General features: G+C 69.9%; 21 protein-coding genes and 1 tRNA gene. 12 read left to right on the forward strand and 10 right to left on the reverse strand.

What is annotated here, in order from left to right:
• Positions 1–12 precede the first annotated feature (12 nt).
• The 5 genes from B7W94_RS16430 to sufB are packed head-to-tail and all read right to left on the reverse strand — an operon-like array spanning position 13 to position 4,073.
• A complete protein-coding gene (locus B7W94_RS16430; protein WP_017202280.1) occupies positions 13–342 on the reverse strand; it encodes a metal-sulfur cluster assembly factor in 330 nt (109 codons plus the stop codon).
• A 9-nt stretch (positions 343–351) separates the two neighbouring features.
• Positions 352–1,122, reverse strand: a complete 771-nt coding sequence (gene sufC / locus B7W94_RS16435) for a Fe-S cluster assembly ATPase SufC (RefSeq protein WP_025103648.1) — start codon at positions 1,120–1,122, stop codon at positions 352–354.
• Between the two features lie 3 nt (positions 1,123–1,125).
• Positions 1,126–1,452, reverse strand: a complete 327-nt coding sequence (locus tag B7W94_RS16440) for a non-heme iron oxygenase ferredoxin subunit (protein ID WP_025103649.1) — start codon at positions 1,450–1,452, stop codon at positions 1,126–1,128.
• The gene (gene sufD, locus B7W94_RS16445) at positions 1,449–2,654 is read right to left on the reverse strand and encodes a Fe-S cluster assembly protein SufD (protein WP_085607707.1); all 1,206 of its coding nucleotides are present in this window, start codon (positions 2,652–2,654) and stop codon (positions 1,449–1,451) included. The genes B7W94_RS16440 and sufD overlap by 4 nt, the downstream gene beginning before the upstream one ends.
• On the reverse strand, positions 2,655–4,073 hold the full coding sequence (sufB, locus tag B7W94_RS16450) for a Fe-S cluster assembly protein SufB (RefSeq protein ID WP_025103651.1): 1,419 nt from the start codon (positions 4,071–4,073) through the stop codon (positions 2,655–2,657).
• A gap of 232 nt (positions 4,074–4,305) precedes the next feature.
• On the opposite strand from sufB, the gene B7W94_RS16455 reads away from it, so the two are divergent.
• Together B7W94_RS16455 and B7W94_RS18420 are read left to right on the forward strand one after the other, a co-directional pair.
• Positions 4,306–5,427 carry a COX15/CtaA family protein gene (locus tag B7W94_RS16455; protein ID WP_085607709.1) on the forward strand — a complete coding sequence of 374 codons (1,122 nt, stop codon included), beginning with the start codon at positions 4,306–4,308 and terminating at the stop codon, positions 5,425–5,427.
• A 68-nt stretch (positions 5,428–5,495) separates the two neighbouring features.
• Positions 5,496–5,981: a hypothetical protein gene (locus B7W94_RS18420; protein ID WP_025103653.1), complete on the forward strand. Its 486-nt coding sequence runs from the start codon at positions 5,496–5,498 to the stop codon at positions 5,979–5,981.
• On the opposite strand, the gene B7W94_RS16465 is transcribed toward B7W94_RS18420, so the two are convergent.
• Entirely contained in the window at positions 5,927–6,832 is a 906-nt protein-coding gene (locus B7W94_RS16465; protein WP_029989291.1) for a heme o synthase, read from the reverse strand. The two genes, B7W94_RS18420 and B7W94_RS16465, sit on opposite strands and share 55 nt — an antisense overlap.
• 249 nt (positions 6,833–7,081) lie before the next feature.
• Between B7W94_RS16465 and tkt the strand changes: the two genes are divergently transcribed.
• Genes tkt through pgl form a run of 6 tightly spaced genes read left to right on the forward strand, consistent with a single transcriptional unit; the run spans position 7,082 to position 15,179 of the window.
• Complete coding sequence (gene tkt / locus B7W94_RS16470) at positions 7,082–9,178, forward strand: transketolase (protein ID WP_025103655.1); 2,097 nt, start codon at positions 7,082–7,084, stop codon at positions 9,176–9,178.
• Positions 9,175–10,287 (forward strand): transaldolase, encoded by a 1,113-nt coding sequence (gene tal, locus B7W94_RS16475; protein WP_062634304.1) that lies wholly within the window; start codon positions 9,175–9,177, stop codon positions 10,285–10,287. The genes tkt and tal overlap by 4 nt, the downstream gene beginning before the upstream one ends.
• Positions 10,284–11,891 carry a glucose-6-phosphate isomerase gene (locus B7W94_RS16480; RefSeq protein ID WP_085607711.1) on the forward strand — a complete coding sequence of 536 codons (1,608 nt, stop codon included), beginning with the start codon at positions 10,284–10,286 and terminating at the stop codon, positions 11,889–11,891. Before tal ends, B7W94_RS16480 begins: the two co-directional genes overlap by 4 nt.
• A 20-nt stretch (positions 11,892–11,911) precedes the next feature.
• Positions 11,912–13,462 carry a glucose-6-phosphate dehydrogenase gene (gene zwf / locus B7W94_RS16485; protein ID WP_025103658.1) on the forward strand — a complete coding sequence of 517 codons (1,551 nt, stop codon included), beginning with the start codon at positions 11,912–11,914 and terminating at the stop codon, positions 13,460–13,462.
• Positions 13,459–14,394: a glucose-6-phosphate dehydrogenase assembly protein OpcA gene (locus B7W94_RS16490; RefSeq protein ID WP_025103659.1), complete on the forward strand. Its 936-nt coding sequence runs from the start codon at positions 13,459–13,461 to the stop codon at positions 14,392–14,394. The genes zwf and B7W94_RS16490 overlap by 4 nt, the downstream gene beginning before the upstream one ends.
• 5 nt (positions 14,395–14,399) lie before the next feature.
• Positions 14,400–15,179 carry a 6-phosphogluconolactonase gene (gene pgl, locus B7W94_RS16495; RefSeq protein ID WP_172400142.1) on the forward strand — a complete coding sequence of 260 codons (780 nt, stop codon included), beginning with the start codon at positions 14,400–14,402 and terminating at the stop codon, positions 15,177–15,179.
• On the opposite strand, the gene B7W94_RS16500 is transcribed toward pgl, so the two are convergent.
• Positions 15,173–16,213, reverse strand: coding sequence for a DMT family transporter (locus B7W94_RS16500; protein ID WP_085607715.1), 1,041 nt, complete (start codon positions 16,211–16,213; stop codon positions 15,173–15,175). The genes pgl and B7W94_RS16500 overlap by 7 nt on opposite strands.
• Positions 16,214–16,274: 61 nt before the next feature.
• On the opposite strand from B7W94_RS16500, the gene def reads away from it, so the two are divergent.
• Entirely contained in the window at positions 16,275–16,841 is a 567-nt protein-coding gene (gene def / locus B7W94_RS16505) for a peptide deformylase (protein WP_025103662.1), read from the forward strand.
• 117 nt (positions 16,842–16,958) lie between these two features.
• The gene (locus B7W94_RS16510; protein WP_025103663.1) at positions 16,959–17,474 is read left to right on the forward strand and encodes a septum formation family protein; all 516 of its coding nucleotides are present in this window, start codon (positions 16,959–16,961) and stop codon (positions 17,472–17,474) included.
• Positions 17,475–17,538: 64 nt separating this feature from the next.
• Here B7W94_RS16510 and B7W94_RS16515 read toward each other — a convergent pair whose 3' ends face one another.
• A complete protein-coding gene (locus B7W94_RS16515; protein WP_025103664.1) occupies positions 17,539–18,951 on the reverse strand; it encodes a PucR family transcriptional regulator in 1,413 nt (470 codons plus the stop codon).
• Between the two features lie 114 nt (positions 18,952–19,065).
• Here B7W94_RS16515 and B7W94_RS16520 point away from each other — a divergent pair, with 114 nt between their 5' ends.
• Together B7W94_RS16520 and B7W94_RS16525 are read left to right on the forward strand one after the other, a co-directional pair.
• Positions 19,066–20,163, forward strand: coding sequence for an alcohol dehydrogenase catalytic domain-containing protein (locus B7W94_RS16520; RefSeq protein WP_025103665.1), 1,098 nt, complete (start codon positions 19,066–19,068; stop codon positions 20,161–20,163).
• A gap of 46 nt (positions 20,164–20,209) precedes the next feature.
• Positions 20,210–21,646, forward strand: a complete 1,437-nt coding sequence (locus B7W94_RS16525; RefSeq protein WP_085607717.1) for an APC family permease — start codon at positions 20,210–20,212, stop codon at positions 21,644–21,646.
• 118 nt (positions 21,647–21,764) lie between these two features.
• On the opposite strand, the gene B7W94_RS16530 is transcribed toward B7W94_RS16525, so the two are convergent.
• Together B7W94_RS16530 and B7W94_RS16535 are read right to left on the reverse strand one after the other, a co-directional pair.
• Positions 21,765–21,840: transfer RNA gene (locus tag B7W94_RS16530), tRNA-Asn, on the reverse strand.
• A gap of 97 nt (positions 21,841–21,937) precedes the next feature.
• Complete coding sequence (locus B7W94_RS16535) at positions 21,938–22,711, reverse strand: ATP-binding cassette domain-containing protein (RefSeq protein ID WP_025103667.1); 774 nt, start codon at positions 22,709–22,711, stop codon at positions 21,938–21,940.
• Positions 22,712–22,731: the final 20 nt, after the last annotated feature.

Consider the following 22,731-nt stretch of genomic DNA (forward strand, 5'->3'; position numbering starts at 1 on the left):
TGACCGGAACGCTCAGATCGCGAAACCGAGCGCACGCATCATGTCGCGCCCGTCGTCCGTGATCCGCTCGGGTCCCCACGGCGGCATCCACACCCAGTTGATGCGGAAGCGGTCCACGACGTTGTCGAGGGCCTGCGCCGTCTGGTCTTCGAGGACATCCGTGAGCGGGCAGCCCGCGCTGGTCAGCGTCATGTGGATGACGAGAGCGTCGTTCTCGTCATCCCAGGCGAGGTCGTAGATGAGTCCGAGGTCGACGACGTTGATCCCGAGCTCAGGATCCATCACGTCCTTGAGAGCCTCGGTGACCGCGTCGTACTTCTCGTCCGTCAGGGTCGCTGTCATGCGATCAGCCTACGCCTCGATGGGAGCGGAGGGGTCGAGGAATCGGTCGTAGCCCTCGTTCTCCAGACGGTCGGCGAGCTCGGGGCCGCCCTCCTCGACGATCTTGCCCGCGACGACCACGTGCACGTAGTCGGGGCGGATGTAGCGGAGGATCCGGGTGTAGTGCGTGATGAGCAGCACACCGAGGCCGGTGGACTCCTTCGCGCGGTTGACACCCTCGGAGACGATCTTCAGCGCGTCCACGTCGAGGCCGGAGTCGGTCTCGTCGAGCACGGCGAACTTCGGCTTGAGCACCTCGAGCTGGAGGATCTCGTGGCGCTTCTTCTCGCCGCCCGAGAAGCCCTCGTTGACGTTGCGCTGCGCGAACTTCGGGTCCATGCGGAGGTTGGCCATGGACTCCTTGACGTCCTTGGTCCACTGCCGGATCGAGGGCGCCTCGCCGTCGAGCGCGGTCTTCGCGGTGCGCAGGAAGTTCGTCACGGTCACGCCGGGGATCTCGACCGGGTACTGCATGGCGAGGAACAGACCGGCGCGGGCGCGCTCGTCGACGCTCATCGCCAGGACGTCCTCACCGTCGAAGGTGATGGAGCCGGAGGTGACCGTGTACTTCGGGTGGCCGGCGATCGTGTAGGCCAGGGTGGACTTGCCGGAGCCGTTGGGGCCCATGATGGCGTGGGTCTCACCGGTGTTCATGGTGAGGGTGATTCCGTTGAGGATCGGGGTGGTCCCCGCCTCGGTCTCGACCGTCACATGCAGGTCGCGGATCTCGAGAACAGACATTCTTCAGACTTCCTTCGTCACAGCGGGATCGATGAGCACGTCGTCGCCGTCGATCTCGACGACGTAGACCGGGACGGGCTCATATGCGGGGAGATTCTGGGGCTTGCCGGTGATCAGGGAGAAGGCCGAGCCATGGGCCCAGCACTCCACCGTGTCACCTTCCACGAAGCCCTCGGACAGCGAGATGTCGCCGTGGGTGCAGGTGTCGCCGATGGCGTGGATGACGCCCTCGCCGTCCTTGATGACCGTGATCGGCACACCGTCCGGCTCGACGCGCAGCGGCGTGTCCTGCTCCAGCTCGGAGACGCCGCAGACGCGCTGCGCGGTCACGCGTCCACCTCGGCGAGCTCGGCCTCGATGGCGGCCAGCAGCTCCGACTCCAGGTCGGGGATGCCGAGGCGCAGCACGATGTCGGTGAGGAAGCCGAGCACCACCAGTCGGCGGGCCTCGTCCTCCGGGATGCCGCGGGCCTGGAGATAGAAGAGCTGCTCGTCGTCGAAGCGGCCGGTGGCACTCGCGTGCCCGGCGCCGACGATGTCGCCCGTCTCGATCTCGAGGTTCGGGATGGAGTCGGCGCGTGCGCCCTCCGTGAGCACCAGGTTGCGGTTGGCCTCGTAGGAGTCGGTGCCGGTGGCGTCCGCCCCGATCAGCACGTCGCCGATCCACACGCTGTGGGCGCTCTCGCCCTGCAGCGCGCCCTTGTAGAGCACGTCGCCGGTCGTGTGCGGGCCCTTGTGGTGCAGGTACACCTGGCTCTCCAGGTGCTGACCGGAGTCGGCGTAGGAAAGCCCGTAGAGGTAGCCCTCGGAGCCGGCGCCGGCGAGCTCGACGCTCGGGTTCACGCGCACCACGCCGCCGCCGAAGCTCACGACGAAGTGCTTGAGGGTGGCGTCGGCCGCGACCCGCGCCTGGTGGGCGGCCGCGTGCACGGCGTCGTCGTCCCACTGCTGCACGGAGACGACGGTGAGCTTCGCCCCGTCGCGGACGATGATCTCGACGTTCTGGGCGTACTGCGCCGAGCCCTTGTGCTGCAGCACCACCGTGGCGGCGCTGTGCTCGAGGGCCTCGATCACGATGTGGGCGTCCGCCCGGCGGTCGGCACCGGCGCCCGTGAGCGACAGGAAGATCGGCGCCGCGACCTCCTCCTCGCGCGGGATGCGGATGTGCAGGGCCTCGGAGGCGCCCTGCCACGCGACGGCGGCGGTGATGTCCTCGGCGAGGAAGACCTCACCGCGCGGAGCGGTGCCCGCCGTGAGCGGTGCGGCGACGTACTGCTCGCCGGACGTGAAGGAGTACTGCACGCCGTCCTCGCCCTCCGCAGTGCGGAACAGCGGCGTGAGCGCGGCCACCGGCGTGTGCTTCCAGTTCACCTCGCGACCGGTCGGCGTGCCGAAGTCGTCCGGGTCGAACGAGTGCGGACGCTCGGAGCGGGTCTGCACCGGGACGAATCCGGCGTCCGCCACCTGGGCGGCCGGGTCGATGTGCGCGTTCGTGTGCTGCGCCTCGCTGGGCGCTGTCGTCGAGGCCGCCATTTAGCCGACCGATCCTTCCATGCCCATCTCGATGAGCTTGTTCAGTTCCATCGCGTACTCCATCGGCAGCTCGCGCGCGATCGGCTCGATGAAGCCGCGCACGATCATCGCCATCGCCTCGTCCTCGGGCATGCCGCGGGACTGCAGGTAGAAGAGCTGCTCCTCGCTGACCTTGGAGACCGTGGCCTCGTGGCCGAGCTGCACGTCGTCGACACGGATGTCGATCGCCGGGTAGGTGTCGGACCGGGACTTGGTGTCGACGAGCAGCGCGTCGCAGCGGACGGTGTTCGCCGAGTGATGGGCGGCGGCGTCGACACGGACCTCGCCGCGGTAGCCGGCACGGCCACCGCCGCGGGCGATCGACTTCGAGACGATCGACGACTGCGTGTACGGCGCCATGTGGATCATCTTCGCGCCGGCGTCCTGGTGCTGGCCGGGGCCGGCGAAGGCGACGGAGAGGGTCTCGCCCTTGGCGTGCTCACCCATCAGGTAGATCGACGGGTACTTCATCGTCACCTTGGAGCCGATGTTGCCGTCGACCCACTCCATGGTCGCGCCCTCGTGCGCCACGGCGCGCTTGGTGACCAGGTTGTAGACGTTGTTCGACCAGTTCTGGATCGTCGTGTAGCGCACGCGGGCGTTCTTCTTCACGATGATCTCGACGACGGCCGAGTGCAGGGAGTCCGACTTGTAGATCGGGGCCGTGCAGCCCTCGATGTAGTGGACGTAGCTGTCCTCGTCGGCGATGATCAGGGTCCGCTCGAACTGGCCCATGTTCTCGGTGTTGATCCGGAAGTAGGCCTGCAGCGGGATCTCGACGTGCACGCCCTTGGGGACGTAGACGAACGAGCCGCCCGACCAGACGGCGGTGTTCAGCGCGGCGAATTTGTTGTCGCCCGCGGGGATGACCGTGCCGAAGTACTCCTCGAAGAACTCGGGGTGCTCGCGCAGGGCGGTGTCGGTGTCCATGAAAATGACGCCCTGGGCCTCCAGGTCCTCGCGGATCTGGTGGTACACGACCTCGGACTCGTACTGCGCGGCGACGCCGGCGACGAGGCGCTGACGCTCGGCCTCGGGGATGCCCAGGCGCTCGTACGTCTCGCGGATCTCCTCGGGGAGGTCTTCCCAGCTCTGCGCCTGCTTCTCGGTGGAGCGGACGAAGTACTTGATGTTGTCGAAGTCGATGTCGCTGAGGTCGGCACCCCAGGTCGGCATCGGCTTGCGGCCGAAGAGCTGATAGCCCTTGAGACGGGTCTTCAGCATCCATTCCGGCTCGTTCTTGAGGGCCGAGATCCCGCGGACGACCTCTTCCGAGATCCCGCGTTTCGCGACGGCACCCGCGGCATCCTCATCGTGCCAGCCGAATTCGTACACCCCCAGACCATCGAGCTCCGGGCGGTCGATCAGCACATCCGACATGCAACACTCTCCTCACAGGTCCCAAACGGTGTCATCCGCCCCGACACACCTGATCCCCGTCGAGTCTGCGGGAGCGGGTGCCGTTGGTGGGGCCCTCATCACGGGCGCTTCCATCGCGCCTAAACTGTTGACGATGCTTCAGCGCTGTCAGCGCTCATCGCAACAATCCGATTCTACAGGTTCCGCCTGACGGACGGGCCGTGCGCCACGTCTTCGACGGGCCGGAGGACTTATGCCCGAGACGACCATCCCCGCCCCCTCGATGACCGGGGCGACCGCCTCCCCCCGCTCCGCGGTGTGGGGTCGTGCGCTCACCGTCTTCGCGTGGCTGTCGTTCCTCAGCGAGACGATCATCATCGGCACCGGCGGCGCCGTGCGGCTGACTGGATCCGGCCTCGGCTGCACCGAGTGGCCGCTGTGCACGCCCGAGTCGCTCGTCCCGATCGTCGAGGTGCAGGGCATCCACGGGATGATCGAGTTCGGCAACCGGCTGATGACCGGCGTCGTCGGGATCATCGCGATCGCCGTCGTCCTGCTCGTCCTGCACACCATCAGCGGCCGCCGGGCGCTCATCGACGCCCTGTGGTTCGCCGTCGGCGGTCTCGCCGGCGCGGCCGTCGCCTTCGCCCTGGTCTCGCTCACCGACTTCCCGGCGTTCCCCGTCGCGTCCGCCGTCCTCCTGGTCGCGGTGATCGCGGCGGCGGTCCACTCGGTGCGCACGACGCCCGCCCGGCGGGATCTCGTCCTCCTCGCCTGGCTCGTGCTGATCGGCGTCGTCGCACAGGCCCTGGTCGGCGGCATCACCGTGCTCACCGGCCTGAACCCCTTCATCGTCGGGTTCCACTACACGTCGTCGCTCCTGCTCGTCTGCATCACCGCCGCGTTCCTCGTGCGGCTGGCGACTCCGGAAGGACCGCGCGAGCGGGCCGTCCCCACCTGGTTCGCGATCGTGACGCACGTCACCGGCCTCGCCCTCGCCGTGACCATCCTGTTCGGCGTGCTGACGACCGGATCGGGCCCGCACTCGGGCGACGCCGACGTGCTTCGCCGCGGCTTCGACGCCACGGTCCTCGCCCACGTCCACTCCTGGCCGGGCTACATCCTGGCCGCCCTCGTGCTCTTCCTGACGGTGTCCGCCTGGGTCCTGCGCCTCGAGCCCCGGCGGTGGCTGCTCGTGCTCGTCATCGCGATCCTCGTGCAGGTGGCCGTCGGCGTCTGGCAGGCGCGGGAGGGGCTGCCGCCCGTGCTCGTGGGCATCCACATGGTCCTTGCATCGCTGTCGGCCGCGACCTACACGGTCGTCGTGCTGCACCTCAAGCGCACCGCGTCCGTCGTACCCGCCCCCGTCGATTGACCTGCCGCACAGACGATCCATAGCGCGCGCACCGGGCGCTCATCACCGCATCGACCATCGTGGTCGACATGAACAAGACACTCACCCGCAGCGCCGGGTTCTGGCTCCTCATCGTCGTCTCCCTCGCCGCGGTCGGGGTCGGCGGCTGGATGATCGCCGGACAGGTCGGCACGATGACCACGACCCTGATGGACGGCACCGCCACCGGTGTCGAGGTGTACGTCGGTCAGTCGCTCGTCGTCGTCGGCGCGGTCGTCCTCGGCGCGGGCCTGGTGGGCCTGCTCCTGTCGCTCGGCCTCGTCGCCGCGCGCACGCTCGTCGCCACCCCCGTCACCGCCGCGCCGGTCGTCGAGCACGAGGCGCCGAGCATCCAGGACGAGACGATCGAGACGGTCTCAGTCCCGCGCGACGAGCCCGCTCTCCGGACCGCCGATGCCGAGTTCGCAGAGCCGCAGGTCGATGCGGAGCCTCAGGCTGACGAGCCCCAGGCCGACGAGGATCAGAAGGGCAGCAGCGGGTCGATCGCCACGGCGACGAACAGCAGCGTCAGGTAAGTGATCGAGGCGTGGAAGACTCGCATCGGCCGCGCCTCGGTCCCCCGCACTGCCTGGTTATACAGGCGGTGCGACTCATAGATGAACCAGCCGCCGAACACCAGGGCGGAGACGGTGTAGACGAGGCCCATGCCGGCGATCGGCACGAGCAGCAGCGAGCAGGCGACCGTGGCCCACGCGTACAGGATGACCTGCAGGCCGACCTGCGACGCGTTGCGGGTGACGCCGAGCATGGGCACGTCGACATCGTCGTAGTCGTCCTTGTACTTCATGGACAGCGGCCAGTAGTGCGGCGGCGTCCAGAGGAAGACGAGCAGGAAGAGGATGAAGGCCGGCCAGTCGAGCGAACCGGTGACGGCGGACCAGCCGATGAGGACCGGGAAGCACCCCGCGATTCCGCCCCAGATGATGTTCTGCTCGGTGCGGCGCTTGAGGATCATCGTGTAGATCACGACGTAGAAGAAGATCGCGGAGGCCGACAGGATCGCCGTGAGCGGGTTCGTGGTGAACCAGAGCCACACGGTCGACACGATCGCGAGCGTCCACGAGAAGATCAGGGCGCCACGCGGGCTGACCTCGCCGGTCACGAGCGGCCGGTTCTCCGTGCGGTGCATGTGCGCGTCGATGTCGCGGTCGAGGTACATGTTGAACGCGCCCGCCGAACCGGCGCTCATCGATCCGCCGATGACCGTCGCGAGGACCAGCCAGAGATCGGGCAGTCCGCCCTGCGCGAGGAACATGACCGGAACGGTCGAGACGAGGAGGAGTTCGAGGACCCGGGGCTTCGTCAGAGTGACGTAGGCGCTCACCGTGCGACCGATGGACGACTTCCGTACGGTCTGATCAGACATCGTCGAGATCTCGATCGCCTCCTCCGCGCGCGTTACCGGACAACCTCTCCAGTGTATGACACGCCGTGACGCGTTCCGCGCCTTCCACCCCTCAGTCGCCGGGACCGTCCCCGCTATGCTGAGAGCACTCGCGCGCCCGGTGCTGCGCACAACCCCGCCCGTCTCCCGGACGATGCGGGATGCGCCAGGGAAGTTGCGGATGCGCCAGGGAATACCGGCGCCCTCGAAACTGTCGGAAAGGGCATGAACGTGTCGGAATTGCAGTGGGACGAGATCGATCGACGCGCGGTGGACACCGCCCGGATCCTGGCGGCCGATGCGGTCGAGAAGGTCGGCAACGGTCATCCCGGCACGGCGATGAGTCTGGCTCCCGCCGCCTATCTGCTCTACCAGCGGGTGCTGCGGCATGACCCGACCGACACCGACTGGCTCGGCCGCGACCGCTTCATCCTGTCGGTCGGCCACTCGTCGCTGACGCAGTACGTGCAGCTCTACCTGGGCGGTTTCGGGCTCGAGCTCGACGACCTCAAGGCACTCCGCACCTGGGGCTCGAAGACCCCCGGCCACCCCGAGTACGGCCACACCAAGGGCGTCGAGATCACCACGGGCCCGCTGGGCCAGGGCCTCGCCTCGGCGGTCGGCTTCGCGTACGCCGCCCGGTACGAGCGCGGCCTCTTCGACCCCGAGGCCGCAGCGGGCACGAGCCCGTTCGACCACTTCGTCTACGTGATCGCGGGCGACGGCGACCTGCAGGAGGGCGTCACCAGCGAGGCCTCCTCGCTCGCCGGCCACCAGCAGCTCGGCAACCTCATCGCGATCTACGACTCGAACCAGATCTCCATCGAGGACGACACGAACGTCGCCTTCACCGAGGACGTCGCCGCTCGCTACGAGGCCTACGGCTGGCATGTGCAGACCGTGGACTGGAAGAAGACCGGCGAGTACGTGGAGGACGTCGCCGAGCTCCACGCCGCGATCGAGGCGGCCAAGGGCGAGACCGACAAGCCGTCGCTCATCATCCTCAAGACCATCATCGGCTGGCCGGCTCCCGGCAAGCAGAACACCGGGAAGATCCACGGATCGGCGCTCGGAGCCGACGAGCTCGCCGCCACCAAGAAGGTCCTCGGGTTCGACCCGGAGCAGACCTTCGTCGTCGCCGACGAGGTGCTGGAGCGCACGCGCGGCCTCGCGGAGCGCGCCGCCGAGGCCCGCGCCGCCTGGCAGGAGTCGTTCGATGCCTGGGCGGCCGCCAACCCCGAGCGCAAGGCCCTGCTCGACCGTGTCGAGGCCCACGAGCTCCCCGCCGACATCGCCGACGCGCTCCCCGTCTTCGAGGCCGGCAAGGACGTCTCGACCCGCGCCGCGTCCGGCCAGGTCATCAACGCGCTGGCCGCGCAGCTCCCCGAGCTCTGGGGCGGCTCCGCCGACCTCGCCGAGTCGAACCTCACGACGATCAAGGACGCGCCGTCGTTCATCCCCGCCGAGTGGTCGACCCACGAGTGGTCGGGCACCCCGTACGGCCGGGTGCTGCACTTCGGCATCCGTGAGCACGCCATGGGCGCGATCGTCAACGGCATCGTGCTGCACGGGCCCACGCGCGCCTTCGGGGGCACGTTCCTCATCTTCAGCGACTACATGCGTCCGGCCGTGCGCCTGGCCGCGCTGATGAACGTGCCGAGCGTCTTCGTCTGGACGCACGACTCCGTCGCCCTCGGCGAGGACGGCCCGACGCACCAGCCGATCGAGCAGCTCGCGACGCTGCGCGCGATCCCGAACCTGGCCGTCGTCCGCCCGGCGGACGCCAACGAGACCGCCGCCGTGTGGCTCGAGATCCTCCGGCGCCACGAGGGCCCGGCCGGCATCGCGCTGACCCGCCAGAACATCCCGGTGTTCCCGCGCGGCGAGGGCGAGGCCTCGGGCGACACCTTCGCCTCCGCCGCCCAGGCCGCCAAGGGCGCCTACGTCCTGGCCGAGGCGCCGAACGGCACTCCGGACGTCATCATCGTGGCCACCGGCTCCGAGGTGCAGCTCGCGGTGAACGCCCGCGAGGTGCTCGCCGGCGAGGGCGTGAACGTCCGCGTGGTCTCCGCCCCCTCGCTGGAGTGGTTCGCGGAGCAGGACGAGGCCTACCGCGAGAGCGTGCTGCCGTCGTCCGTCACCGCCCGCGTCTCGGTCGAGGCCGGTTCCGTGCTCACGTGGCGCGGCATCGTCGGCGACCGCGGCCGGTCGGTCGGCATCGACCACTTCGGCGCCTCCGCCGACTACAAGACCCTCTTCGAGAAGTTCGGCATCACCACCGAGGCCGTCGTCGCGGCCGCCCGCGAGACCATCAAGGAGAACGCATGAGCACCCCCACCGCCCAGCTCGCCGCCGCCGGCGTCAGCATCTGGCTCGACGACCTCTCGCGCACCCGGATCTCCTCCGGCAACCTCGCCGAGCTGATCGCGTCGCGCAACGTCGTGGGCGTCACCACGAACCCGACCATCTTCGCGAACGCGATCACGGACAAGAACGACACGTCCTACGACGCGCAGGTCACCGAGCTCGCCGCGTCCGGAGCCTCGGCCGAGGACGCGGTGTTCGCCGCGACGACCCAGGACGTCCGTGCCGCGCTCGACGTCTTCCGCCCGGTGTGGGAGGAGTCCGGCCACGTCGACGGACGCGTGTCGATCGAGGTCTCCCCCGACCTCGCCCACGACACCGACGGCACCGTGGCGCAGGCCAAGGAGCTCTGGGACCGGATCGACCGCCCCAACCTCCTCGTGAAGATCCCGGCGACCAAGGCGGGGCTCCCGGCCATCACCGAGGCGATCGCGAACGGCATCAGCGTCAACGTGACCCTCATCTTCAGCCTGGAGCGCTACGCCGAGGTCATCGAGGCGTACCTCACGGGACTCGAGCGCGCCAAGGAGGCGGGCATCGATCTGTCCACCATCCACTCCGTGGCCTCGTTCTTCGTCTCCCGGGTCGACACGGAGACGGACAAGCGCCTGAGCGCGATCGGAACGGACGCGGCCGCCGCACTGAAGAGCAAGGCGGGCCTCGCGAACGCCCGACTGGCTTACGAGCTCTTCGAGAAGACGTTCGCCGAGAAGCGCGCGCAGGATCTCCTCGCCGCCGGCGCCAACGTCCAGCGCCCGCTGTGGGCGTCCACCGGCGTCAAGGACCCGAACCTCCCCGACACGCTGTACGTGACCGAACTGGTCGCGGACGGCGTCGTGAACACGATGCCGGAGAAGACCCTCGAGGCGACGTTCGACCACGCCGTCGTCACCGGAGACACCATCACCGGCGGCTACGAGGAGGCCCGCGAGGTCTTCGCCGGGCTCGCCGAGGTGGGCGTCGACTTCGACGCGGTGACCGAGGTGCTCGAGGAGGAGGGGGTCGCGAAGTTCATCGACTCCTGGCACGACCTGCTCGCGCAGGTCACCGAGGCTCTGGAGGCACAGCGATGACCTTCGCCATCCACGCATCGGGCGCGGCGCGCGTCGCCATCGAGGAGACCGTGCCGGCCCTGGTCCACGACCTCGTCGCCTCCCGCATTACCGGTGGCGACGCCACGCTCTGGGGTCCGGCCGCCGAGGCCGAGGCGTCGGTCCGGCTCGGCTGGGTCCAGGCCGTCTCGGTCTCCCGCCCGCTGGTCGCGGAGATCGTCGCACTGCGCGAGGAGCTCGCGGCGAAGGGCGTCACCCGCGTGGTCCTCGCCGGGATGGGCGGCTCCTCGCTCGCTCCCGAGGTGATCGCGCAGACGTCCGGCGTCCCGCTCACGATCCTCGACTCCACCGCCCCGGGACAGGTGCTCGCCGCGCTCGACGAGGGTCTCGCCGAGACGGTCCTCGTCGTGTCCTCGAAGTCGGGCTCCACGGTCGAGACCGACTCGCAGCGCCGCACCTTCGAGGCCGCCTTCCGCGACCTCGGCATCGACCCCACCGAGCGGATCGTCGTGGTCACCGATCCCGGTTCGCCGCTCGACGCCTCCGCGCGCGAGGCCGGCTACCGGGTCTTCAACGCCGACCCGAACGTGGGCGGCCGCTACTCGGCGCTGACCGCCTTCGGCCTCGTGCCGTCGGGACTCGCCGGCGTCGACATCGACGAGCTCCTCGACGAGGCCGAGGCCTCCCTGCTCGAGGTGGCCGTGGACTCCGCCGACAACCCCGCGCTTCGTCTCGGGGCCGCGATCGCCGCCACGAGCCCCCGCCGCGACAAGCTGGGCCTGATCACCGACGGCACGCACATCAAGGGGCTGCCGGACTGGATCGAGCAGCTGATCGCCGAGTCCACGGGCAAGGAGGGCACCGGCATCCTCCCGGTCGTCCTGCTCCCGGTCTCGCCGGAGCTCGACCCGGTCCCCGCCGACCTCCAGATCGTGCGCCTCGTCGACGACGCCAACGAGTTCCACCTGCACGAGCGGCACGAGGGCGAGATCCTCGTCAGCGGCACGCTCGGCGCGCAGTTCATCGTCTGGGAGTACGCGACGGCCATCGCCGGGCACCTCCTCGGCATCAACCCGTTCGACCAGCCCGACGTCGAGTCGGCCAAGGTCGCCGCCCGGGGCCTGCTCGACGCCCGCCCGGAGCCGACGGCGCCCGCGTTCGTCGAGAACGGCGTCGAGGTGCGGGTCTCCGATCCCGCCCTCGCCGTGTCGGGCACCGTCGAAGGCGTGCTGGACGCCCTGTGGGCCCAGCTCCCCACCGACGGCTACGTGTCCATCCAGGCCTACGTCAACCGCCTCGAGGTGCCGCAGCTCCAGGGCCTGCGCGAGCTGGTCGCCGCCGACTCGGGGCGTCCGACCACGTTCGGATGGGGACCGCGCTTCCTGCACTCCACGGGCCAGTACCACAAGGGCGGCCCCGCCCAGGGCGTGTTCCTGCAGATCCTGGAGCGCACGGACGTGGATCTCGAGATCCCCGACCGCCCGTTCACGTTCGGGCAGCTCATCCAGGCGCAGGCGGCCGGTGACGCGGGTGTGCTCGCGGAGCACGGACGGCCCGTCGTCTCGCTGACGATCACCGAGTCCTCGGACGACGTGCTCACCCTCTTCGAAGCCGCACAGAAGTAACCGCAGGAGAGCCCCCACCGATGTCTGTACCCATCTCGCGCGGGCACAACCCGCTGCGCGACCCCGACGATCGTCGTCTCAACAGGATCGCGGGGCCCAGCGCCCTCGTGATCTTCGGCGTGACGGGTGATCTGTCCCGCAAGAAGCTCATGCCGGCGGTCTACGACCTCGCGAACCGGGGGCTCCTGCCTCCGGGGTTCGCGCTCGTGGGCTTCGCCCGCCGCGACTGGGAGGACCAGGACTTCGCCCAGGTCGTCTACGACGCGGTGAAGCAGCATGCCCGCACGCCGTTCCGCGAGGAGACCTGGACACAGCTGCTCCAGGGCATCCGGTTCGTCTCCGGCGAGTTCGACAACCCCGACTCCTTCCGCAAGCTGCGGGAGACCGTCGAGAAGCTCGACGTGGAACGCGGGACCATGGGCAACCACGCCTACTACCTCTCGATCCCGCCGAAGGACTTCCCGCTCGTCGCGAAGCAGCTCAAGGACTCGGGGCTCGTGGGCGAGGACGCGGACGACGACGAGCGCTGGCGGCGCGTCGTGATCGAGAAGCCGTTCGGGCACGACCTCGAGTCGGCGCGCGCTCTCAACGCGGCCCTCGAAGTGGCGTTCCCCGCCGACTCGATCTTCCGCATCGACCACTACCTCGGCAAGGAGACGGTGCAGAACATCCTCGCGCTGCGCTTCGCGAACGAGCTGTACGAGCCGATCTGGAACCGCAACTACGTCGACCACGTGCAGATCACGATGGCCGAGGACATCGGCGTCGGCGGTCGTGCCGGGTACTACGACGGGATCGGCGCCGCACGCGACGTCATCCAGAACCACCTGCTCCAGCTCCTCGCGCTCACGGCGATGGAGGAGCCCATCAGCCTCTCCGCCGAGCATCTGCGGGCCGAGAAGGAGAAGGTCCTCGCCGCGGTGCACGTGCCGGAGGATCTCTCCCTCGCCACGGCGCGCGGACAGTACGCCGGCGGCTGGCAGGGCGGTGAGAAGGTCACCGGCTTCCTCGACGAGGAGGGGATGAACCCCGAGTCGACGACGGAGACCTACGCGGCCATCAAGCTGGAGATCGACACCCGTCGCTGGGCGGGCGTGCCGTTCTACCTGCGGACGGGCAAGCGCCTCGGCCGTCGCGTGACGGAGATCGCGGTGGTGTTCAACCGTGCGCCGCAGCACCTGTTCGGCCGCGGCAACGCCTCGGAGCTCGGGCAGAACGCCCTCGTGATCCGCGTCCAGCCCGACGAGGGCGTCACGATCCGCTTCGGCTCGAAGGTGCCGGGCAACGGCACGAACGTCCGCGACGTGACGATGGACTTCGGCTACGGCCACGCGTTCACGGAGGCGAGCCCGGAGGCGTACGAGCGTCTGATCCTCGACGTCCTCCTGGGCGACCCGCCGCTGTTCCCGCGGCATGAGGAGGTCGAGCTCTCCTGGAAGATCCTCGACCCGGTGGAGAAGTACTGGGCCGCCCAGGGCGGTCCGGTGGAGCAGTACGCGCCCGGCTCGTGGGGACCGGCCTCGGCCGACGACCTGCTGGCCCGCGACGGACGAGTCTGGAGACGCCCGTGATCATCGACCTTCCCGACACGACCGTCAGCCAGGTCGCCAAGCAGCTCGTCAAGGTGCGCGAGGAGGGCGGCGCCGTCGCCCTCGGCCGCGTCCTCACCCTGGTCATCGCCGCCCGCAAGGGCGTCGCGGAGGCCGCGATCGACGCCGCGAACGATGCGTCGCGCGAGCACCCGATGCGCGTGATCGTGCTGACCACCGGCGACGGCGAGTCCCGTCTCGACGCGCAGATCCGCGTGGGCGGAGACGCCGGAGCCAGCGAGGTCGTCGTGCTGCACGCGCACGGCGACGCCGCGAGCAACGAGGAGAGCCTGCTGACCGGCCTGCTCCTCCCCGACGCCCCGGTCGTGGCCTGGTGGCCGGACGAGGCCCCCACCTCTCCCGCGACCTCCCCGCTCGGCCGCATCGCCCAGCGCCGGATCACCGATGCCGCCACCTCGCCCGACGTCCGCGACCGGCTCGCCCTCCTCGGGCGCACGCACGCCCCTGGTGACACCGATCTCGCCTGGACGCGCCTGACGCACTGGCGCGAGCAGCTCGCCGCGGTGCTGGACCAGCCGCCGTACGAGACCATCACCGCCGTCGAGGTCCGGGGCGGGAGCGCCTCGCCCTCCACCGCGCTGCTCGCCGCGTGGCTGCAGATGGCACTGGACGTCCCGGTGCGGTGGTCGTACGAGGACCCGGAGCACTGGCAGGAGGGCATCAAGTCGGTGCGCCTCACCCGGGAGTCCGGCGACATCCTCCTCGAGCGCCCGTCGCCCGGCGTCGCCGTGCTCACCCAGCCGAACCAGCCCGACCATGACCTGCACCTGCCGCGGCGGACGCTGCGCGAGTGCCTCGCGGAGGAGCTGCGCCGGCTCGACCCCGACGTCCTGTACGGTCGAGTGATCACGGAGGGCTGGGAGAAGCTCGGTCCGCCCGAGACAGGAGAGTGACCTCGATGCCGGGATCGTCCGCAGAGAAGCGGGTCGTGGTCGAGGCCACCCCGACCGCCCTCGCCCTCCGGGTCGCCGATCGCTTCCTCACCCGCGTCCGCGCGCGCACGCGCAACGGGCGGTTGGCCCACGTCGCGCTGACGGGCGGGTCGATGGGCGGTGCCGTCCTGCGCGCCGTCCGGGACAACCCGCGGTCCGCCGAGATCGACTGGTCCCTCGTGCACTTCTGGTGGGGGGACGAGCGGTACGTGCCACGGAACGACGCGGACCGCAACGCCCTCCAGTCCCGGGAGGCATTGCTCGACCACATCGACGTCCCCGCGGAGAACGTGCACGAGGTCGCCGGCTCCGACAGCGGTCTCGAGCTCGATGAGGCCGCCGCCGCGTACGCCGCCGAGCTCGCCCGTTTCGGCACCGACGACCACCCCTGGCCGTCCTTCGCCGTGTGCTTCCTCGGCGTCGGACCGGACGGCCACATCGCCTCGCTCTTCCCGGACCGCGAAGAGGTCACCGTGACCGATGCCGCGGCGCTCCCGGTGCGCGACTCCCCCAAGCCCCCGCCCGAGCGGGTGACCCTCACCCGCCCGGTGCTGAACGCCTCCAAGCGGGTCTGGCTCGTGCTCACGGGCGCCGACAAGGCATCGGCGCTGGGCCTCGCCCTCGCCGGTGCCAGCTACACGAGCGTTCCCGCGGCCGGCGCCAAGGGGCGCAAGCGGACGGTCTTCTTCGTCGACGAGGCCGCGGCATCCGAGGTCTCCCCCGACCTCATCGACCAGGCCTACTGAGCGTCGGGGTCGCGCCTCTCAGGCGTGTCCGGGTGCTCCGGCGTACCCGATGCCGGAGCACCCGGCGGGGTGGCGGGATCGCTTCCCCGGGTGATGCCGAGCTCCTGGCTCTCGCTGAGGACCTGCGGATGGAACCGGGCGAGTCCGACCACACCCCAGACCGCGATGCCGCCGGCGACGCCGAAGATGATGAAGACCCACCAGGGCGCCGCGGCGGCCTCACCGAGCACGAGCATGCCGATGAGGACGGCCACCATGGGGTCGACCACCGTCAGGCCCGCGATGACGAGGTCGGGCGGACCGGAGCTGTAGGCGGTCTGCACGAAGTACGCACCCACGGCACCCGCCGAGAGCAGCGCGAGCAGGCAGACCGCGGTGATCCACTCGAACTGGCCCGCCTCGATGCGCTTGATGATGACCTTCGCGAGCGTGGCGACGAAGCCGTAGAGGATGCCGGCGCCGATGATGTAGAACAGCGCGCGCATCCGATGCCGGAGGATGAGCCAGCACGCCCCGAGCACGATGATCACGACGAGCAGGATCGCGAGGATGACGAACAGCTCGCGGTCCGTGACCTCCTTCTCCGTGGCGTAGATCGCGGCGAAGAACACGAAGAGGAAGATGCCGCCGACGCAGGCGATGATCGCGGTGAGGGACTGCCTCGTGGGGGCGTGACCGGAGATGCGGGCGTTGAGGAGCGTAGTGATGACCAGGGCGATGGCACCGAGCGGCTGCACCACGATCAGCGGCGCCTTGACGAGCGCTGCGAGCTGGCAGACGATCGCGAGGCCCAGCATGAGCGTCCCGATCACCCAGGACGGTCGCGTGAACAGGCGCTTGAGCTGATCGAGGCTGAGACCGGCCGCGCCGTCGGAGCCGCTGAGCCGCTCGACCTTCTCCACGCCCCGGTGCTGGTACTGCGCGCCGAGCGACATGAACACCGCACCGGCGAGGGCCAGCGGGATCCCCAGGAGGAGGCCGGGGTTCTGGAACGCTCCGACCAGCTGGTCGCCGACGTCCTCGACCGTCCCCATCCACACCCCTGCGCTCACAGTACGACCCTACCCGGAGAGTGCCGCCGACTAGGGTTGTGACGTGGCTGTCCTTCCGATTCGCATCATGGGCGATCCCGTCCTGCACTCCCCCGCCTCCCCCGTCGAGGCGATCACCGACGAGATCCGCACCCTCGTCGCCGACATGTTCGAGACCATGGACGCCGCGCCCGGCGTCGGCCTCGCCGCCCCTCAGGTCGGCGTGCCGCTGCGGATCTACACGTACTCCTACGTCGACGACGACGACCAGCCCTGGCGCGGTGTGCTCATCAATCCGGAGCTGTGGATGACGCCCCCGGAGCCGGGCGCGCCCGACCCCGAGCTGGAGTCGGAGGGCTGCCTGTCCTTCCCGGGCGAACGGTTCCCGCTGCGTCGCTCCGATCGCGTCCGCGTGACGGCGACCGATCTGGACGGCGGCCCGGTCACGCTGGAGGTGGACGGCTGGCGCGCTCGCATCATGCAGCACGAGTTCGACCACCTCGACGGCGTGCTCTACATCGATCGCCTCTCGGACTCCGATTGGAAGACCACGCAGAAGATTGCCCGCAAGCGGGGCTGGGGGCGCCCCGGGGCCAGCTGGCTGCCCGGCGTCGACGACCTCGAAGGCTGATCGCGTTCAGCCGGCGCACAGCATCCTTCAAGTTGCGTCATAGACTCCGGGCACTATAGCGTGTTCGCGGCGGGGATATTCAGCATGCCCCGCGTCACGCTCTGAAGGGGAAATTCCATGATGAAGTCGCGCACCCGTCGCGCACTCGTGCTCACCGGTTCGGCTGTCGCCGTCTCGCTCGCTCTCACCGGCTGCAGCGCGATCAACAGCATCCTCGGCGGCGGTCGCGCCGACGCCGACCGCGACGAGGAGACCGGCCAGGTCACCGAGAGCGCGAACATCGACGTCTTCTCCGTGAAGCTCGGCGACTGCATGCTCGAGACCGGCTCCGGGATGCTCACCGACGCGAACGTCGTGCCGTGCTCCGAGCCGCACGACGAAGAGGTCTTCTACGAGATCAAGATGGACGACGGCGAGTACTCGGAGGACGCGATCAGCGCCGCGTCCGAGGAGTGCATCGGCGACGCGTACACGTCCTTCGTCGGCGTCTCGTACCAGGACTCCGCTCTGGACGTGACCACGCTCACCCCCAGCCAGGACTCGTGGGAGCAGGCCAACGACCGCGTGATCCAGTGCATCATCGTCGACCCGGCCGGCCAGGTCGAGGGATCGCTCAAGGGCGCCGCGCGCTGATCCGACCGCGTCTGCACGAAGGGCTCCGCCGCAAGGCGGGGCCCTTCGTCGTCCCGGTGGCTCGTCAGCCGTCGGAGGCGCGGAGGGCGAGCCACGCGGCGACGCGGTCGTCCGGATCGGAGAGGGAGAGCCCGGTGAGATCCTCGATCCGTCGGACGCGGGTCGTCAGCGTCTGTCGGTGGATGCGCAGCCGCGCCGCGCTCTCGCTCCACGCCCCGTTGCACGCGAGGAACACCCGGAGGGTGTCGAGGAGCTCGGCGGGCCGCTCGGCCGCACGCAGAGGGTCGAGCAGACGCGCGAGGCGAGTGGTCTGATCCGGGTCCAGCGCCCCGAGCACGAACGACACCGTCGGAATGGCCTCGTAGCGGACCACGCGTTCGCCGCCGGTGCGCGCGGCCTCGCAGGCGTGCCGCGCCTCGTCGATGCTGCGGGCGAGGGCATCCGTGCCCGCCGGTCGGCCGAGACCGAGATAGAGCGTCGATGCGAACGCCCGGGCGCGATGCGCGATCTGCTCGGCGTGGTCTTCGCGAACGACACCCTGGACGATTCCCCGTTGCGACGTGAAGACGTGCTCCGCACCGAGCTCGTCGAGCCAGAGGCCGAGCAGATGCTCGACGTCGACACCGCTGGTGCGGGAGGCGAGGGCGAAGCCCACCAGCACGCGCTCGTGCACGCCCCAGCGGCGGAGCAGACGAGCGGCCTCCTCCCCTCCCTCGCGCACGGTCTCGAACATCATGGAGCGGCCGAGGCGTTCCAGCTGACTGCTGTCCCGGGTGCGCATCAGGAGATCGAGCAGCGCCGCGGCCTGCGAGCTCAGTTCCCGACCGCGGCCGGAGCTGTCGTTGCGCGGAGCGGTCACGAGCTGCGCGGTGATGTCCTGGCCCGGACCGACCGGGTGCACCTGCAGAGCGCGATGCCGCACGCGCACCGGGCGGCCGACGGCGACGGCGATCGCGTCGTCGATGTGCAGGCTTCCGGCACCGGCCGTGGTGATGACCTCGCCGTGCCGATCCAGGAGCACCGCCCACCCGTCGATGCGGTGCGCCAGCTCCGCGATGACGCCGGTGATGCCGCTGCGCCGCGCCGCCAGGGTGAGCACCCGCATCGCCGAGGTGATCGCGCGGGCCTCCGCCGCCTGATCGACCGCGAGGAGCGAGGTCAGCGTCGGGACGAGCAGCGACGGCGGCATCGGCGCCCCGACGATCGCCGTGATCCCCGCGTCCCGCACGGCTTCGCGAAGACGGGGGCCGTCGTCGCTGGTGACCACCACGGTCTCCCCCAGCGCGGCACCGCGGTCGCCATCGACACCGAGGAGCGCGGCCTCTTCGGCCACGACGAGCGTCGCATGGAGCGGATCCACCGGCGGACCGAAGTCGTCGAGGGGAAGGACCGCGTTGACCGGCCGCGCTCCGGGGACAGCGCCCGGCAGCAGTTCCGCACGGAGATACCTGGCCACGGAGGCGACGTCACGAGCCACCTTCCGATCATACAGATTGTCGAAGAGCGCTCACTCTGTTCACCCTTCTGTCGGATGCCGAGGGCTTCCGCTCTCTCCTAGCATCGTGCGCATCCCCACTTCCCGAAGGATGTCATGAAAGCTGTTGTCTTCCGCGACCCCCAGTCGCCCATCGAGTTCGTCGACGTCGACCTCGCTCCGCCCCGCGCCGGTGAGGTGCGCGTGCGCATCGCCGCCGCCGGTGTCTGCCACTCCGACCTGCACGTCAAGCGCGGCGAGTGGGATGCCGCCGCTCCCCTGGTCATGGGCCACGAGGGCTCCGGCGTCGTCACCGAGCTGGGCGAGGGCGTCACCACGCTTGCTGTCGGCGACCACGTCGTGCTGAGCTGGGTGCCGCCGTGCGGCGAGTGCCGCTACTGCCGCGCCGGTCACGAGGCGCGCTGTCAGAAGGTCGCCACCGTGGTCGCTCCCCTCGGCGTGCTCTTCGACGGCACGTCACGGCTGAGCCGCGACGGCGAGCAGCTGCACCACTACCTGGGCGTCTCGTCTTTCGCGGAGGAGGTCGTCGTCCCCGCATCCGGAGCCGTGAAGGTTCGCGACGACGCGCCCCTCGACGTCATCGCCGTGGTCGGCTGCGCGGTCGCGACCGGTGTCGGCGCCGTCCTGAACACCGCCGCCGTGGAACCGGGGTCGACCGTCGCCGTCATCGGCTGCGGCGGCGTCGGGCTCAACGTCGTCCAGGGCGCCCGACTCGCCGGGGCCGAGCGCATCGTCGCGATCGACGTGCGGCCGGAGAAGACGCAGATGGCCTTGCAGTTCGGGGCCACGGACCGCATCGACGCCTCCCAGGGCGATGCCGTGGCCCAGCTGCGCGAACTCATCCCCGACGGCGTCGACTACGCCTTCGACGCGATCGGACGCACCTCCACGACCGAGCAGTCCATCCAGATGCTCGGACTCGGCGGCGCCGCCGTCATCGTCGGGCTGCCGCCCACGGGAGCACGCGCCTCGTTCGAGCCGCTCGTCCTCGCCGAGGCCGACCAGCGCATCCTCGGCTCGAACTACGGCTCGGTGCGGCCGTCGATCGACGTCCCCGCGCTCGTGGACCGCTACATGGACGGGCAGCTGAAGATCGATCCGCTGATCTCCGGTCGCCGTCCGCTCTCCGAGGCCGCCGCCGCCCTGGACGACCTCGACGGCGGCTCGGCACTGCGCACCCTCCTCATCCCCTGACCGCCGCGCGCGGCCCCCATCCCTGAAACCCGAATCCAGGAGAACCATGTCAGACACCGTCGTCGCCCCGCCCGGCGCCCCGCAGGATGCCGGGCTCCGCACCGGCGTCATGAGCGGACCCGAGCTCGCCGCCCAGGCCATCGCCAACATCGCCCCCAGCGCCGTCATCGCCTTCACGGCCGCCGCCATCTTCCTCGGCGCCGGGAACGGCACCATCTACGCCTTCGCACTGGCCACCATCGTGATCCTGTGCGTCGGCTACTGCGTGGTGGTGTTCGCCCGCAAGCACGCCTCCGCAGGCTCGCTGTACACCTACGTGTCGAAGGGCCTCGGCCCGTTCGGCGCCTTCCTCGCCGGGGTCACCCTGCTGATCGGCTGCTTCGGCATCGCAGCGGCCTCCCTCAGCGGCTCGGTCAGCTACATGGGGCAGTTCCTGAGCATGCTGGGCCTCCCCGCCCAGGGACTCGGCTGGGACATCGGCCTGGCGATCGTGCTCGGTGGCCTGGCGACGCTGTTCACCATCCGCGGCATCCGGCTCTCCGCCCGGGTCTCGCTCGTCCTCGAGCTGCTCTCCGTCGGCATCATCCTCGTGCTCCTCATCGCGGCGCTCGCGTGGGCGGGCCCCTCTGCGTGGGACCCCGCGCAGGTGCTCGCGACCGGCTCGTCGTTCCAGGGCATCGCGTCCGGCATGGTCCTGGGCATCCTGGGCTTCGTCGGCTTCTCCTCTGCAGACGCCCTCGGGCGCGAGGCCAAGGAGCCGTACAAGGCGATCCCCCGCGCCATCATGTGGAGCGCCCTCGGCGTCGGCGTGCTCTACGTCTTCGCCGCCTACACGCAGATCGCGGTCCTCGGCGACGACCTCGCCACCGCCGCGAGCCCACTGGAGAGCATGTCCGCCCTCATCGGCATGCCGGGCTGGTTCGCGGCCGTGCTCACGTTCGGCGTCTCGGCGTCGTTCTTCGCGGTCGTCGTCGCGCCGCTCAACGTGATCGGCCGCATCGTCTACGTGATGGGCAAGGAAGGCGTCGTCGCGGAGCGCTTCGGCCGCACGCACGAGCAGCACCTCACGCCGCACCGCGTGCTCATCCTCGCCGGCGCCGCGGCGATCACGGTCGACATCGTGCTGCTGGTGGCGGGGGCGGCGACGGGCGACATCCTCGTCTGGGTCAACACCTGGGGCACCTACGGCTACATGGTCGCCTACGCCCTCGTCGCCATCGCCTGCGTGGTCTACACGCAGCGGGCGAAGATGCGGAACGGCCTCGTGAAGGTGTGCGCCACGGTCGCGGTCGTGACGATGGCGTACGTCTTCTTCGCGAACGTGTGGCCCGTTCCTGCCTTCCCCTACAACGTGATCCCGTACGTGTTCCTGGTGACCGTCGCTCTCGCGCTCACCCGGTACGCCTACCTCGCCCGTCGTCGCCCTCACGTCATCGCCCGGATCGGCAACACCGAGACGAGCGCCATGGAGGGCGTCGGCTGAACCATCCTCCCCGACAGGAAGAGCCCCTCCGCGAGGAGGGGCTCTTCCTGTTTCCCGCGGCGCAGACGAGCGGTCCGGGAACGAGAGAAGCCCCCTCCGTGGAGGGGGCTTCTCTGGTTGGCTCCCCGGCTTGGACTCGAACCAAGAACCTGCCGGTTAACAGCCGGCTGCTCTGCCAATTGAGCTACCGAGGAATGTGCGCCGCGGAGCGGGCAACTCGTCAAGCTTAGCAAACTCGAGACGCTGTTCGTGACACCGGGGCGCCTTCCGCGACCCTCGGGCGTGTCGCGCTCAGCGGCGGGAATCCGACTCCGCATTCGGCACCCAGAGCAGGTCCTTGCCGACGCCCCGCGCGACGACGTGGCCCCCGCGCAGCATGAGCGTCTCCGCGTTCAGCTCGCGGATGAAGTCCGCGTCGTTGGTGACGAGGAGTGCCGCCATCCCCTCCTCCTTGCGGCGCCGGGTGATGGCGTCGAAGACGACAGGTCGCACCTCCAGATCGAGGTTCGCGAGGATCTCGTCGGCGATGAGCACCCGCGGCTCCAGCACGAAGGAACGGGCGATCGCGACGCGCTGTCGCATGCCCGCGCTGAGCTCGTAGGGGAACTTCGCGGCGGTCCCGAGCGGCAGGTGGAGCTCGTCGAGGAGCGTCGCCACCCGGATGGAGAGCGCCCGGGTGTTGACGCGCTTCTCCCGGATGAGGATCGGCTCCGCGATGACCTCGTTGACCGTCAGCTGCGGCGGCAGGTCCGCCCCGGCACCCTGCGGCACGAAGCCCGTGCGGTAGGTGAGGATGCGGTGCTTACGACCCGGACGACGGATGTCGATGCCGCAGACCTGCGCCCGGCCGCCGACGACGCGCACCGAGGGATCGGTGGAACCCGCGAGCGCGGCGACGAGGGTCGACTTGCCCGAGCCGGTCGGCCCCGCGACGCAGATGAGCCCGCCGGGGGCGAGCGAGAACGTCACGCCGTCGACCGCGCGATTGGGCGTGCCGTGGCCGATCCGGTCGATGACCAGATCGGAGCACTCGATCGCATTCGAGGATTCGGGCGTGCGGGGCATGTATCCATCCTGCCGTCTCG

Source organism: Microbacterium sp. LEMMJ01 (assembly GCF_002114135.1).
In the GTDB taxonomy this organism is placed as follows: domain Bacteria; phylum Actinomycetota; class Actinomycetes; order Actinomycetales; family Microbacteriaceae; genus Microbacterium.